At 40.3% G+C, this 14,013-nt stretch carries 14 protein-coding genes; 9 read left to right on the top strand and 5 right to left on the bottom strand.

The window, feature by feature from the left end; all coding sequences use genetic code 11:
- Positions 1 to 172: 172 nt before the first annotated feature.
- The gene (fabR, locus tag ABX891_RS00800) at positions 173 to 796 is read right to left on the bottom strand and encodes an HTH-type transcriptional repressor FabR (protein WP_002961087.1); all 624 of its coding nucleotides are present in this window, start codon (positions 794 to 796) and stop codon (positions 173 to 175) included.
- Positions 797 to 922: 126 nt separating this feature from the next.
- Here fabR and ABX891_RS00805 point away from each other — a divergent pair, with 126 nt between their 5' ends.
- Positions 923 to 2,056 (top strand): acyl-CoA desaturase, encoded by a 1,134-nt coding sequence (locus ABX891_RS00805; RefSeq protein WP_138489929.1) that lies wholly within the window; start codon positions 923 to 925, stop codon positions 2,054 to 2,056.
- A 13-nt stretch (positions 2,057 to 2,069) separates the two neighbouring features.
- Entirely contained in the window at positions 2,070 to 3,500 is a 1,431-nt protein-coding gene (gene sthA, locus ABX891_RS00810) for a Si-specific NAD(P)(+) transhydrogenase (RefSeq protein ID WP_024604169.1), read from the top strand.
- Between the two features lie 107 nt (positions 3,501 to 3,607).
- Here sthA and hemE read toward each other — a convergent pair whose 3' ends face one another.
- Positions 3,608 to 4,672, bottom strand: a complete 1,065-nt coding sequence (gene hemE, locus ABX891_RS00815) for a uroporphyrinogen decarboxylase (protein ID WP_002961084.1) — start codon at positions 4,670 to 4,672, stop codon at positions 3,608 to 3,610.
- Positions 4,673 to 5,196: 524 nt separating this feature from the next.
- Here hemE and rsd point away from each other — a divergent pair.
- The gene (gene rsd, locus ABX891_RS00820; RefSeq protein ID WP_138489928.1) at positions 5,197 to 5,667 is read left to right on the top strand and encodes a sigma D regulator; all 471 of its coding nucleotides are present in this window, start codon (positions 5,197 to 5,199) and stop codon (positions 5,665 to 5,667) included.
- Positions 5,668 to 5,714: 47 nt separating this feature from the next.
- On the opposite strand, the gene ABX891_RS00825 is transcribed toward rsd, so the two are convergent.
- On the bottom strand, positions 5,715 to 7,025 hold the full coding sequence (locus ABX891_RS00825) for an IS4 family transposase (RefSeq protein WP_354628737.1): 1,311 nt from the start codon (positions 7,023 to 7,025) through the stop codon (positions 5,715 to 5,717).
- Between the two features lie 131 nt (positions 7,026 to 7,156).
- Entirely contained in the window at positions 7,157 to 7,903 is a 747-nt protein-coding gene (gene fkpA, locus ABX891_RS00830; protein ID WP_004335950.1) for an FKBP-type peptidyl-prolyl cis-trans isomerase, read from the bottom strand.
- Positions 7,904 to 8,118: 215 nt separating this feature from the next.
- Between fkpA and ABX891_RS00835 the strand changes: the two genes are divergently transcribed.
- Together ABX891_RS00835 and ABX891_RS00840 are read left to right on the top strand one after the other, a co-directional pair.
- Positions 8,119 to 9,117, top strand: coding sequence for a WD40 repeat domain-containing protein (locus ABX891_RS00835; RefSeq protein WP_354628738.1), 999 nt, complete (start codon positions 8,119 to 8,121; stop codon positions 9,115 to 9,117).
- Entirely contained in the window at positions 9,104 to 9,319 is a 216-nt protein-coding gene (locus ABX891_RS00840; protein WP_004335946.1) for a SlyX family protein, read from the top strand. The genes ABX891_RS00835 and ABX891_RS00840 overlap by 14 nt, the downstream gene beginning before the upstream one ends.
- Before the next feature lie 32 nt (positions 9,320 to 9,351).
- Here the strand turns inward: ABX891_RS00840 and ABX891_RS00845 are convergent, their stop codons facing one another.
- The gene (locus ABX891_RS00845; protein ID WP_007378899.1) at positions 9,352 to 9,555 is read right to left on the bottom strand and encodes a YheV family putative zinc ribbon protein; all 204 of its coding nucleotides are present in this window, start codon (positions 9,553 to 9,555) and stop codon (positions 9,352 to 9,354) included.
- Positions 9,556 to 9,687: 132 nt separating this feature from the next.
- On the opposite strand from ABX891_RS00845, the gene ABX891_RS00850 reads away from it, so the two are divergent.
- The 4 genes from ABX891_RS00850 (at position 9,688) to ABX891_RS00865 (ending at position 14,002) form a co-directional block, all read left to right on the top strand.
- Positions 9,688 to 11,610 (top strand): ATP-binding cassette domain-containing protein, encoded by a 1,923-nt coding sequence (locus ABX891_RS00850; protein ID WP_008165349.1) that lies wholly within the window; start codon positions 9,688 to 9,690, stop codon positions 11,608 to 11,610.
- Positions 11,594 to 12,016 carry a TIGR02444 family protein gene (locus ABX891_RS00855; RefSeq protein WP_024606597.1) on the top strand — a complete coding sequence of 141 codons (423 nt, stop codon included), beginning with the start codon at positions 11,594 to 11,596 and terminating at the stop codon, positions 12,014 to 12,016. The genes ABX891_RS00850 and ABX891_RS00855 overlap by 17 nt, the downstream gene beginning before the upstream one ends.
- Before the next feature lie 742 nt (positions 12,017 to 12,758).
- The gene (locus tag ABX891_RS00860; RefSeq protein ID WP_024606596.1) at positions 12,759 to 13,745 is read left to right on the top strand and encodes a hydrolase; all 987 of its coding nucleotides are present in this window, start codon (positions 12,759 to 12,761) and stop codon (positions 13,743 to 13,745) included.
- Positions 13,746 to 13,747: 2 nt separating this feature from the next.
- Positions 13,748 to 14,002 carry a YheU family protein gene (locus ABX891_RS00865; protein ID WP_004335925.1) on the top strand — a complete coding sequence of 85 codons (255 nt, stop codon included), beginning with the start codon at positions 13,748 to 13,750 and terminating at the stop codon, positions 14,000 to 14,002.
- The last annotated feature ends 11 nt before the right edge of the window (positions 14,003 to 14,013 follow it).

Below are 14,013 nucleotides of genomic sequence, written 5' to 3' on the forward strand. Positions count from 1 at the left end.
AAGCAAGCATAAAAATTCCACAAAACAGATTTAAAAACGATTCAATTGGGTTTTTTAATTCAACCAAGTCACCTATTAAGAATTAAAATAACAAATACATGACTAGTGACGCTTAAATTAATAAGCACTGCAATATACCGTGCTTATATTAACTTTTTACAATTTTTTTAAGCTATGCTTCTTTACTCGTTTCTCTTACGTAATGCCCGGCTCCGCGAGTAATATAACGCAGCTGCCAAATAACGCGCTCAATCAATTCGTCGCGTTGCAACCCTTCTATATCGAGCGCTTCTGCACCCGCATTAAATACGAGCGTTACCATAGATTCCGCCTGAATATAGGCATGCATAGCATTACATTTAGTTTCACTTTCTAAATAATGAGCCAGCTCTAAAATAAAATGTTTTACCTCGCGCGCTACTGCGGCTCTAAATGCTTTAGAAGTCCCAGAGCGTTCTCGCAGCAACAACCTAAATTGGTTACTTGAGTTATCAATAAACTCCATAAAAGTAACCACTGAGGTATTTATAACACTGCCGCCATCGTTTGCTATTCGTCTGCGTGCTTGACGCATTAGTTGACGAAGGGTTAAGCCTGCTTCGTCAACCATGGTTAAACCTAGCTCATCCATGTCTTTAAAATGACGATAAAAAGACGTTGGGGCAATACCGGCTTCTCGTGCTACTTCGCGTAAACTTAAATTCGAAAAACTATGATCAGCACTCAGCTGGTTAAATGCCGCTTGAATTAACGCCTGTCGTGTTTTTTGTTTCTGTTGCGCTCTAACACCCGACATCAACAGCTCCCTGAATTATTTTATATGAATATTTAGTGATATTAGCTCAATTGTCCAGTCTAATACTTGACGACGAGAGTTTGAAATACTATTTTAGCTTACAGTTGTACGCTGAGATTGAGAATTATGAATAAACCACCGATTATTTGGACAAACGTCCTATTTTTTAGCCTAACCTTTTTGGCGGCTGCCACACTTGTACCTTGGTACGCCATTAGCTACGGATTTACCAGCGCGCATTGGATTGCTTTTGTAGCCTGCATGTTTTATGCGGGCTTATCAATTACTGCCGGCTACCATCGATTATGGGCACATAAAACCTATAACGCACACCCTGCTGTTGAATTTATTTTTGCGCTTGGCGGTGCTTTTGCACTACAAAACAGTGCTTTGCATTGGAGTAGCGATCACCGTATACATCACGGTCAAGTTGACGACCCAATAAAAGACCCTTACGCGGCTACCAATGGTTTTTGGTATAGCCATATCGGCTGGATGTTACGTGACTACCAAGGCGATAGCTACGGTGATTATAGTAATTGTCGTGATTTACAGCGCAATAAAATAGTTATGTGGCAACATAAGCACTACTTAAAACTAGCTATTGCTATGAACGTAGGTTTGCCTCTTGCGCTTGGTTTATTAGTTGGTGATGTGTGGGGTATGTTAATTCTTGCAGGTTTACTACGCTTAGTACTGAGTCAACACTTTACCTTTTTTATAAATTCGGTTGCACATATTTGGGGCTCTCGCCCATACACCGAAAAAAATACGGCACGCGATAACGGCTTTTTAGCGTTATTTACATACGGTGAGGGGTATCACAACTTCCACCATATTTTTGCAAGCGACTACCGTAACGGTATTAAATGGTTTCATTACGACCCAACAAAATGGATGATCCGCTCTTTAGCAGCTGTTGGTTTAGCTAATAAATTGAAGCGTACACCTGTTGAACGTATCGAAAAAGCAAAGGCTGAAACGCTAATGAGCAAAACGCAAACGCGTCTTGCAAAATTGCCTTTAGCACAAGATAAGATTACATTATTACAACAAGAGTACGATTTACTGCTGAAAAAACTGCAAAATTATTGTTCACTACAAAAACAAGTGTTAGAAGTTAAAAAAAATAACATGGCAAAGCAGTGTGAACGCTCAGCATTAATGGCACAATACCATGAGTTGGAAGCCGCCTGGGAAAATCAAAAACAGGCATGGCTAGCACTTAATGCGAGGTTATTAAAAGCCTCTTTTAATTAATTTAGGAGTGGCTGTGGCCAAACAACCAGAACAAAAAAAAGTACCCGTGACATACCAATATGATGCAATAATTATTGGCACGGGACCTGGCGGTGAAGGTACCGCCATGAACCTTTCAAAAAACGATAAAAAAGTAGCGGTTATTGAACGCCAAGAATCAGTTGGTGGCGGTTGTGTACATTGGGGAACAATTCCTTCAAAAGCGCTTCGCCACTCTGTTAGCCGCTATATTGAATACAAAGCAAATCCGTTATTCAATGTTGGTGAGCGCCCTAGCCGCTTAACATTTCCTGATATTTTACGTCACGCAAGTTCTGTTATTTCTAAGCAATCTAATTTACGTAGTAGCTTTTACGATCGTAACCGCATTCATATGTTTCAAGGTGATGCGAGCTTTGTAGATAAGCACACAATTGAAGTAAAAAGAAATGATGGTTCAACTGAGCGACTGACTGCTAAAACGATCGTTATATCAACGGGTTCACGCCCTTATCGCCCACCAGAGGTAGATTTTACGCATTCTCGTATTTACGAAAGTGACACAATACTTGGCCTTGAGCATGACCCTCATCGTGTACTGATTTATGGTGCAGGTGTAATTGGTTGTGAGTACGCGTCAATATTTAAAGGTTTAGGCGCTAAAGTTGATTTAGTTAATACACGCGACCGACTACTTGCTTTTATGGATGCTGAAATATCTGACGCACTTAGCTATCACTTTTGGAACAGCGGTATTGTTATTCGTCATAACGAAGAGTTTGACCGAATCGAGACGCGTGACGACTGCGTTATAATGCATTTAAAATCAGGTAAACGCGTAAAAGCTGACTGTATTTTATTTGCTAATGGTCGTACTGGTAACACTGATACACTAAATCTTGAAGCCATTGGCTTAAAAGCCGATAGCCGTGGCCAATTAAAAGTTAACGAAACATACCAAACAGAAATTGATAACGTTTACGCTGTAGGTGATGTAATAGGCTATCCAAGCCTTGCAAGTGCTGCGTTTGACCAAGGTCGTATAGCTGCTGATGCAATTGCATGTGGTAACTGCGATGACAGGCTGATTGTTGATATTCCGGCCGGTATTTATACCATCCCAGAAATGAGCTCAGTAGGTAAAACCGAGCAAGAGCTTACAGCTGCTAAAGTACCGTATGAAGTTGGCCGTGCTCAGTTTAAGCATTTGGCTCGCGCGCAAATTGCTGGTACTGAAGTAGGTAGTTTAAAAATATTATTCCACACCGAAACCAAAGAAGTACTTGGCGTACATTGTTTTGGCGAACGTGCCTCTGAAATTGTTCACATTGGCCAAGCTATTATGGAACAAAAAAATGGTGGCAATAATATCGACTACTTTGTAAATACCACATTTAACTACCCAACCATGGCTGAAGCCTACCGTGTTGCGGCATTAAATGGCTTAAATCGCTTATTTAAATAACCGCTTAAATAAGTAGTTTTAAAAGCCTTTATAAATAGGTAACAAAAAACCCGCAACTTAGCGGGTTTTTTACTTTTAAACAGTTTTAAAGCTTGTTTAAGTGACTATTACTTATGGTACTTAGCACTTAGCTCATGTACTGCATTAATGAATACGCCAGCATTTTCAGGGTCTACATCTGGTGTAATACCGTGGCCTAAGTTAAACACGTGGCCATTGCCTGTACCAAAGTCTTCTAAAATAGTGCCTACTTCTTGGCGAATACGCTCTGGTGTACCGTGTAACATAGATGGGTCCATATTACCTTGTAGAGCTACTTTATCACCCACGCGGCGCTTAGCGTCGCTGATATTAATAGTCCAATCAAGACCGATTGCATCACAGCCTGTTGCTGCAATAGCTTCAATCCATTGACCACCATTTTTAGTGAACAAAGTAACCGGCACTTTACGACCGTCGTACTCACGAATTAAACCATCTACAATTTTATGCATGTATTGTAGTGAAAATTCGTTGTAATCGCGCGGGCTTAATACACCGCCCCATGAGTCAAATACCATTAGCGATTGCGCGCCAGCTTTAATTTGAGCATTTAAGTAATCAATAACTGAATCAGCTAACTTATCGAGTAATAAATGAAGTGTTTGCGGCTCTGCAAACGCCATTTTTTTGATTTTACCAAATACTTTGCTGCTACCGCCTTCAACCATATAAGTTGCTAGCGTCCAAGGTGAACCAGAAAAACCAATAAGCGGTACTTCGCCTTTAAGCTCACGACGGATAGTGCTTACTGCGTTCATTACGTAGCCAAGCTCGTCTGTAGGGTCTAACTTTGGAATTTTTTTAACATCAGCAAGAGATGAAATAGGACGTTCGAACTTAGGGCCTTCGCCAGTTTCAAAGTAAAGACCTAAACCCATCGCATCTGGAATCGTTAAAATATCACTAAATAATATAGCGGCATCTAACGGGTAGCGACGTAATGGCTGCAGTGTAACTTCACATGCAAGCTCAGCATTACGGCACAGGCTCATAAAATCGCCCGCTTGTGCACGTGTAGCGCGATACTCTGGTAAATAGCGTCCTGCTTGGCGCATCATCCATACCGGAGTTACATCAACAGGTTGTTTTGCAAGTGCACGTAAATAACGGTCGTTTTTTAATTCGCTCATGGCGTAAATGATCCTAAGACTTGTATAAATTGTGCAAGATTGTACCACCATATTCTCCGACCCTCTATTGCTTAGGGACGAAAACAGCTTTACCTAGAGGTAGATCAATAGAATGGAGTTTTTTAATCCCTTTTGACTATAAAATAAACAAAAATAAATAACATTTAAAACTTTTCATTAATACGTTTGCAACATTACAAAAACCTTGTTATTGTTTGTCCCGCGTTAACAATAATAAAAATCTTAAAACAATAAAAATAAATGTTTTAAAATAATAACAATAAAAATCATCTCATAAAAATAAGAAAGCTTGTTATAACAAGTCACTGAAAGAAATTAGACCACCGTAACTGGTGGTTTTTTCTTGCCTAAAATAAAATCTCTCGCCTTAGATTATATAAAAAGGTACACCCCTCAAAGTAGCTCAACTTTACTTGTTGATATACGCGCAAATTAAATATATCTTGATGTACATAAACTTATTATATTCTAATTGAAAGACCAACCCAGCTAGGAGAACAGTTATGCTGACGCGTGTAGAAAAAGCTCAACAAAAATGGGGTGGTAGCCACACAGTAATTGATAAATGGCTAAACGAACGCCAAGAACTTATTGTACTTTACTGCAAAATTGCAGGCTTTACGCCGTACGAGAAGCAAGATCAAGCATTGCCAGAGCCAAAACTAATTGAATCATTTTGCCAGCTTTTAATGGATTACCTATCTGCAGGCCATTTTGAAGTATATGACGATATAGCAAAAGCATGCGAAAAAAAGGGCTTACAAAGCCAAGAGCTTGCAAACTCTATTTACCCGCGTATTTCTAGCACAACCGATGTGGCGTTAGATTTTAATGATAAGTACGCAGAAGTAGACAAAGAAGACTTATTAAAAGACTTTGATAATGACTTATCTGTTATTGGTGAGGCATTAGAAGCACGTTTTGCACTTGAAGATGAGCTTATTGATAACTTGTTTTCTAATCACACGAATTAATACGTTACTTACACGTATTAAAAAAGGGACCTAGGGTCTAATGCCGTTCACTTAAGGTGAGCGGCTTTTTTATTTCTAGCGTACCGCTGTGGTCTTGGCTTGACTGCACGAGGAAAACCTCGATCCCTTCGAGGCTCTAGAATTAGGCTTTCTGCCATCGCATAAAAGTATTTTAATTGACGTGGTATGGCTCCAGGTGTTGAATAAGGTAATCCAACAAGCAACCTCATTATTTGAGCTAAACTACCATTGAAACTCAGTTGGTACGGTAAATAATCACCTTTTAATGTGTGGCACATTTTTACCATCTGATATCGCACCATATTATAAGTAAGCAACACCCCCCACAGCTCTTGCTTTACAAGCGCTGGTAAGCGACTTCTTAATGTTAATCGATTGCCCAGCATATATTGCTTTTGTTCCCGATAACCAAGCTCTATCTCCCAGCGGTGACTGTACAAATCACCTATATCGGCTGATAGATATCGCATCGGATCTGTCATAGATGTCATCACACTATATGATTTCCCCTTTATTTTTCGAGTCACTAACCTCGCGATTAAGGTGTTAGGCAGCGTTGGCCACATCTTTCTTGCTCTTGGGTTGCTGCTAAGTTGGACTAATTTATCATTACGCCCTAATGTTTGAATAACTTCATATTGCACATTTTTTTTCAGGGGGATTAGCCAATGGCGTTCACTGCCAGTTGTTTGCCATTTATGTAAAAGCCCTAAAGAATAGAAACCTTTGTCGAATAAAGTGAGACTGTTATCGGGTGTGGTTTCTATAAGCTTTTCAGCCAGCACCATTTCATTGACCTTGTAATCATCAAAAGCACTCCCCGTGATTAGGTGGCTGCTTAGCTCCATTTGACACACCATTCTGACCTGTGGGTATTGTGTATTAGTCGGTTTTGTAAAGGCTTCATTGTTTTGGGGTGAGTCATCCGTACGCCAAACGACACCATCGACACCAAGCAAGGTAAGCCCATTCCAATGAGGATGATTAGCGTCATTATTCCAATGCCTTTGGGTGCATTCAAATAAGGCTTTCATGGCGGCTTCACCTAGGTTTTTACGACGCTGAGTTAAAGCACTTGGCGCAACAAATGGCTTACCATCGCGGTCAACAATGTCGAGCATATTAACGACATCGGCCATCGATTTGTCATTATAAATAACCATCCCGATCAACAACCAAGCCATCGATTCTAGGGTTAGTTTTCTTTTTCGTAGTGTAACGGTTTCGGTCAGTGCATAGGCTTCTTCGATAAGAGATAAAGGGAGTAAGTCTGCGAGTGTTTCAACGTCATTAGGTTTCATGTTGTTAATAATATCGAGAGCATTAGAAAGTTGCATAAAAAAATCCGAATTCTACAAAAGAATTCGGATTCTTACATACCTAGAAGATCGTTCAAGTGCTATTAACTAATTCTAAAATGATCGGCATTAGACCTAGGGTCCCTTTTTGCATTTACACAATAAGCTTATTACTGTGCTGGTGCTTCTTCATTTTGAATTTCAAGTAATTCAACTTCAAATACAAGTGTTGAATTAGCTGGAATCTTACCTAAGTCACGGTCGCCGTAAGCAAGTTCTGAAGGTATAGTGAACTTGTACTTAGAACCCACTGACATAAGTTGTAAACCTTCAGTCCAACCCGCAATTACGCGGTTAAGAGGGAAAGTTGTCGGTTCGTTACGTGCATATGAGCTATCAAACTCAGTACCGTCTAATAAAGTCCCTTTGTAGTGTACTTTAACTACATCAGTTGCCACTGGCTTTTCGCCATCGCCTTCGCTAAGTACTTCGTACTGTAGACCCGACTCAGTTACTGTAACGCCTTCTTTTTTAGCGTTGTCAGCTAGGTATTTAGCGCCTGCTTCTTTACTTTTTTCAGACTCTACTTTAGCTTTTTCTTCTTGCTTAGTACGTACTGATGTATCTAGTGCAGTTAATACTTCGCGAATTTTTTCTTCGTCAATTTTTGCATTGCCAGCAAGCGCATCTTCAAAACCACGAATTAAAAGTGCTTGGTCTAGTTCAATACCAATTTCTGTTTTGTCTGCTAGGTCTTTATTTAAAAAGTTACCTACAGATGCACCAATACCATATGCTTGTTGCTGTTCTACAGTGTCTAATTTAACTTCAGCTTGTTCTTTTTTTGCTTCTTGATTACAAGCTGTAAGCGCTAAAACTGACGCTGCAATCAATGACAATCTAATCGTCTTTTTCATTTTAAATCTCCGACACACTTTGCAGTTGTCATTTTAATGTATTATTACTAGTGAAAGATTAACGGCCCACATGATAGGCTGCTTGTTTAATGACTAAATTCCATATTGTTAGCTAAACTAAAAACATATCCAGTGATTAGACAAACAACCTAGGCATTTAACGCGTCCTAGTCTAACCTCTCAGTCACTAAGAGTTAAGGGGAAATACCTGTAATATGTCGATATTTCGTACTTTTTTAATCGTATTTAGCTGTTTTTTAGCCATCGCCTGTACCGATAAAAAACAACACGCTGTAGCAAGTTACGAACATGCTGCACAAGGTGCATTTTCATCAACAGTTTCAAACGATGGTAAATACAGTTTGATCTCCTCTATCAACCATGCGGTCGCCCTGTGGGATAATCAACAGCAGGTGCTAAAATACCAATGGTTTCAGCAGCAGTCACAAGACAGCCTAGTGTACGCTGTTGCCATTGCTTTTGATAACAGCGTGGCTGTTACCGCCGAAAAAACCACGTTTGCTGTGTGGGATATAGCCACAGGCAAAAATCAAGGTTATTACAAAATACAGAAAGCCAGTATTCGCGATATTGCTATTAGCAATCAAGGCCGTAGTGTTTTATACGGCCGTAGCGACGGCGTTGTCGTATTTGTAAACCTAGAAACTGGGCGTCGTATTGAGTTTTTAGGTCATCAAGATAAAGTTAACACCGTTGACCTGTCACCTAACGGACGCTTTGCCTTAAGTGGTTCTAACGATTATGTTGCTTACTTTTGGGATACACGTACCGGACAAGTAATTCATCGTTTTAATCACCCAACGCGTGTTACCCAAGTAACGCTCGATCCACAAGGTCGCTATGCGTTTACGGCCGATAGTATGGCACAAGCAAATGTATGGAAGCTGACTACAGGTGATCTTGTGAGTAAACTGAAGTATATTGCGCGTCAGAAAATTTTTACTGCTGTGCGTTTTAACGAACAAGGCACTTTGCTTGCAACCGGCTCGCCAAATAAGCGTGTAGATTTGTGGCAAATACCAAGCGGTGAAAAAATTCAAACTTGGCAGGTTACCCCGCGCGAAGGCAGTAAGCCTAAATCGGCGGTGGTGCTAGATGTGACATTTACAGATAACGGTAAGTCGTTGTTAACCGAAAGCTCCAGCGGGATCGCAGAGCGATTTATTATACGAGAGAATAATGAACACAATTGAACATCGCTTAATGGAACTTGAAGCCAAAGTGGCTTTTCAAGACGAAACGATTGAAGTCTTAAATGATGAAATAAAAGTGCACCAACAGCTGTTAGCAAAAATGAAACGCCAAACCGAGCTGCTAGCAGAAAAAATTAAAGAGTCGCAGTCATCATCATCTATGATGTCTGAAGTACCTGAGCCGCCTCCACCGCATTACTAAAATCGGTAAAAATTAGGCAATAAAAAACCGGGTTAGTCGCCCGGTTTAAATACACCAATTACTTGTTCAAATTGGCGAGTAGACGCCTGCACAGCATTATCGGGTTGCGCCATTTTATGACCACACTCAACACACTCTACTTTTTCAACATCATGTTCTCTGTATAGCATCATAGTATCCATGGCTTTGCAGTCAGGGCACGATGCACCAGCAATAAATCGCTTCTTTTGTCTCACAACATTTTTCCTGTGGTTTGAACTGCTGTCATTTTATCGTATAACTTCACTTGTTGATACGCTTGATAAGAGCATTAAGTTCTATGTTATGATAGCGCCAACTTAACAAGGGCACAGCAAAGTAACACATTCATGATCCAAATCTCAGAAATAGAACTACTTCGTGGCGGTAAAGCCTTATTAAAAAACGCATCAGCTACGTTATTTCCAGAACACAAAGTAGGCCTTGTTGGCGCTAATGGCTGTGGAAAATCAACGTTATTTGGTTTACTAAAATCAGAACTACAACTAGATGCCGGTAACTGCAGCATTCCAAAAGATTGGTCTATCGCCTCTGTTAAGCAAGAGACACCTGCCCTTGAAATAAGCGCGATTGATTATGTACTTCAAGGCCACCCAGAATACTACGCAATGCGTATAGCACTGCGTGAGGCCGAGAAAAACAACGATGGCGACACACAAGCTAAAGTACATATTCAGCTTGAAAACATTAAAGGCTATAGCATTGAATCAACCGCAGGTGAGCTATTACACGGCTTAGGCTTTGCCAATAACCTTATAGAAAATCCTGTAAGCTCGTTTTCGGGTGGTTGGCGTATGCGTTTAAACCTTGCCCAAGCATTAATACGCGACGCCGATTTACTATTACTCGATGAGCCAACAAACCACCTTGATTTAGATGCCGTTTATTGGCTTGAACGCTTTTTGCGTGCTTATACCGGCACCCTTGTACTTATATCGCATGACCGTGAGTTTTTAGATGCGGTGGTTGATCAAATTTGGCATGTAGATAAGCAACTTATTAACGTGTACAAAGGTAACTACTCGCAGTTTGAGCGCCAAAAAGCTGAGCGCTTACTACAACAACAAGCAATGTTTGATAAGCAACAAGATCAAATTGCTCACCTTGAGCAGTTTATAACGCGCTTTAAAGCAAAAGCCAGTAAAGCTAAACAAGCACAAAGCCGTGTGAAAGCGCTTGAACGCATGGAAAAACTAGCGCCGGCACATGCCGACTCGCCATTTAACTTTGAGTTTGCAGAGCCAAAAGCATTACCAAACCCACTAATGACAATAGATAAAGCCAAAGCGGGTTATGGTGACGTCACTATTTTAAATAATATAGAGCTAAACCTTGTACCAGGTAGCCGAATTGCTTTATTAGGTCGAAATGGCGCAGGTAAATCAACGTTAATTAAACTGCTTTCTGGTGATTTAGAGCCGCAAGCGGGCGAAGTTGTTCAGCATCACGGATTAAATATTGGTTACTTTGCGCAGCATCAACTTGAATCTCTTGATTTAAAAGCCAGTGCAATAATGCACTTACAACGCCTCGACCCAAAAGCCACTGAGCAATCACTACGTGACTTTTTAGGTGGTTTCGCCTTTATTGGCGATAAAGCACTTGAGCCTGTAGCCCCTTTTTCGGGCGGCGAAAAAGCACGTTTAGTACTTGCCATGTTGGTATATCAAAAGCCAAACCTGCTGCTTCTCGATGAGCCAACTAACCACCTTGATTTAGAAATGCGCCATGCACTTGTTATGGCACTGCAAGGCTTTGAAGGCGCTATGGTTACCGTATCACACGACCGCCACATGCTTAAAAATACCGCCGATGAGTTTTACTTAGTAGATGACGGCAAAGTAACCCAGTTTGGTTACGACTTAGATGCGTATTACCAGTGGTTACTCAATGCCAATAAAGAAGCGGTTAAAGCGCAGCAAAGCGACGAGCCTAAAGCAAATCCAGGTGTTAACCGTAAAGAGCAAAAACGCCTAGAGGCTGAGTTTAGAAAGGCCACTCAACCACTTAAAAAGCAAATTGAAAAGCTTGAAAAGCAACTCGATAAATTCACCGCCGAGTTAAGTGAAGTTGAAGTGACCTTAGGTGATAACGAACTCTACAACGACGACAACAAAGCCAAGCTTAAAGAGTTATTAGCCAAGCAAGCAACCCTTACGCCTAAACTTAACGACGTTGAAGAAGAGTTACTTATGGCACTTGAAGAAATGGAAGAAAAAGAGCAGGCATTCGCCGATGAACTTGCTCAATAGCGACCATTTTTGGCAATTTGCGTGCACTTTGTACGCAAAGCCTGATCAACAAACAACCTTGCTGGCACTACAAAACCAGCAAGGAAAAAACGTTAATTTATGCTTATTACTGCTTTATTTAGACTCATTAAATTTAAGTATTAATACCCAACAGCTAAACGAGTTAACGCAAGTAGTTAGTGACTTTGATACTCGCGCATTACAACCTCTGCGCGCCGCTCGTAGCTATTTAAAAGCTAACCAGAATGCGATAAGTGATTACGCCACAATACGTGCAGAGTTGCTAAGCGCTGAGCTGAAGCTTGAAAAACAACAGCAACATATGTTGATTGAAACGGTAAATGAGCTTGAATTAGTCAAACTTTCAGAGCCAAACAACATTGAGCTATATGTGAAAGCCACTTAGGGTGTTAGTTTTTGTAGCCTCCTCCACTTCTTATTTTCTTTGTGCAAAAAACCTTCAAGTAATTTACTCACAAAGAGGTTAAGAGGCGCTTCGCTTTTAGAGGAAAACAAACTAAATTATTCAGGTGAAAAATATAAATATTGAGCAGTTATTTGGCTCAAGTAGTTTATTGCTCTCCCCCCCCCTCATTTATTTCTCATTCTTTTCTCTTTGTGCAAAAGGTCTTTAAGTACTTTATTCACAAAAAGGTTAAAGCGTTTCGCTTTTAGATAAAGTGAAAAAAAATGAGTTACGATCAGCTCACTATTTTAAGAGAAAACTCTCTTAGCTCTCAGTGATAATAACTTACCAACCCTTAAAACATGATCTAAATCAACTTAGCGTCACTCCTACAGCTGCTTAGAAAAATAACTTGATCTCGATCACGTTGCGACCTGCAAACACCGCCTATGATTAACCCATCAACAACGAGGGGAGCAACTCATGAACGTATTCTTTAGAGACTTTTTTACAGATCCAGTTTTATTTATGTCTTTTGGGTTTTTAACCATCGTTGTTTCTTTGTGTATCTTTTTTGCTTTTTTCTTTTTGAAAAAAATACATGACGCAGAAATTCCCGAACAAAATTAAGCACGACGCACTAAAGCGCCTTATTAGTTTACTAGTTAGGCGCTTTTTATTTTCTGAAGCGAAAAATTTGATACACTAGCTTTTCGTTTAATACAAAGTGCGTAGTACAAACATGATCTCTCAGTTCAAACCAGCATGGTGGATGACCAATCGTCACGTTCAGACCATAATGCCGCGTTTTTTCCGCCCATTTCACAATACGTCCTACGAACTTGAGCAACTTGATACACCTGATGGTGACTTTATTGAGCTTGCATGGTCACTTCCACATAATGAAACCGCACCACTTGCTGTTGTTTTGCATGGCCTTGAGGGCAATATAAATAGCTTTTATGCCAAAGGCATGATGAAGGCATTAAAAAAACAAGGTTATGCAGTTGTGCTTATGCACTTTAGAAATTGCTCAACCGAAGTAAATCGCCTACCACGTGCTTATCACAGCGGTGACACCGCCGATTTAGCTTTTTTTATAAATCACTTAAAGCTGCAATTTCCTAAGCGCACTATGGTCGCTGTTGGTTTTTCATTGGGCGGTAATGTACTTGCCAAATACTTAGGTGAAGAACGCGAAAAATGCCCATTAAGTGCAGCAGCGGTGGTATCTGCTCCTTATGATTTGTCGTCATCGAGCGATGTTATTCGTAAAAGCTTAGGTAAAATTTACCAAAAATATCTGCTCGATCGGATGAAAAAATCAATGCAGCGAAAGCTGCCACAAATTAAGCAGCAAATTTCATTAACGCCAAAACAGTTAATGAAAATTGACGATTTATTAGAGTTTGATAATCAGTTAACAGCCCCTCTACATGGTTTTGAAAACGCACACGATTACTACCGTAAAGCCAGTGCTATGCCGTATTTGAAAGATATCGCTGTACCCACACTTATTATTCATTCCAAAGACGACCCTATGCTCTCAATTAAAGCCGTACCGAGTAGGCAAGACGTAAGTGAGCATGTTACGCTGCGCATCTCTGACAAGGGCGGGCATGTTGGTTTTATTAGCGGTAAAAATCCGTTTAAACCTATATTTTGGTTAGAAAAAGCCGTCCCTCATTATTTTAGCCAGCACGTATCAAATAAAGCGAGTAACAAGTAGTAATGATTATCCCTTTTGAACAACTCGATCAAGACACTCTTTATAACTTAATCGAAAGCTACGTATTACGCGAAGGTACCGATTATGGTGAAGTAGAGGCAAGCATCGAATCTAAAGTAAGCCAAGTAAAGCTGCAGCTTAAAAATGGCGAAGCGATGGTGTTTTTCTCAGAATTACACGAGTCTGTAACTATAATTTCAAAAGGTGAATTTAAAGCGCTGCAAAGTGAAGAGCATCAAGCACAGTCGTTTGATTAGGGCGTAGTACT

Origin of the sequence: Pseudoalteromonas sp. NCIMB 1079 (assembly GCF_040567695.1) — a bacterium.
Classification (GTDB): Bacteria; Pseudomonadota; Gammaproteobacteria; order Enterobacterales; family Alteromonadaceae; genus Pseudoalteromonas; species Pseudoalteromonas distincta.

Bases quoted from the DNA above. Each gene is read 5' to 3' on its own strand.
- rsd (WP_138489928.1), top strand. From the start codon at position 5,197: ATGCTGACGCGTGTAGAAAAAGCTCAACAAAAATGGGGTGGTAGCCAC.
- ABX891_RS00805 (WP_138489929.1), top strand. From the start codon at position 923: ATGAATAAACCACCGATTATTTGGACAAACGTCCTATTTTTTAGCCTA.
- ABX891_RS00865 (WP_004335925.1), top strand. From the start codon at position 13,748: ATGATTATCCCTTTTGAACAACTCGATCAAGACACTCTTTATAACTTA.
- ABX891_RS00825 (WP_354628737.1), bottom strand. From the start codon at position 7,025: ATGCAACTTTCTAATGCTCTCGATATTATTAACAACATGAAACCTAAT.
- ABX891_RS00840 (WP_004335946.1), top strand. From the start codon at position 9,104: ATGAACACAATTGAACATCGCTTAATGGAACTTGAAGCCAAAGTGGCT.
- ABX891_RS00850 (WP_008165349.1), top strand. From the start codon at position 9,688: ATGATCCAAATCTCAGAAATAGAACTACTTCGTGGCGGTAAAGCCTTA.
- ABX891_RS00855 (WP_024606597.1), top strand. From the start codon at position 11,594: ATGAACTTGCTCAATAGCGACCATTTTTGGCAATTTGCGTGCACTTTG.
- hemE (WP_002961084.1), bottom strand. From the start codon at position 4,672: ATGAGCGAATTAAAAAACGACCGTTATTTACGTGCACTTGCAAAACAA.
- fkpA (WP_004335950.1), bottom strand. From the start codon at position 7,903: ATGAAAAAGACGATTAGATTGTCATTGATTGCAGCGTCAGTTTTAGCG.
- ABX891_RS00860 (WP_024606596.1), top strand. From the start codon at position 12,759: ATGATCTCTCAGTTCAAACCAGCATGGTGGATGACCAATCGTCACGTT.
- ABX891_RS00835 (WP_354628738.1), top strand. From the start codon at position 8,119: ATGTCGATATTTCGTACTTTTTTAATCGTATTTAGCTGTTTTTTAGCC.
- fabR (WP_002961087.1), bottom strand. From the start codon at position 796: ATGTCGGGTGTTAGAGCGCAACAGAAACAAAAAACACGACAGGCGTTA.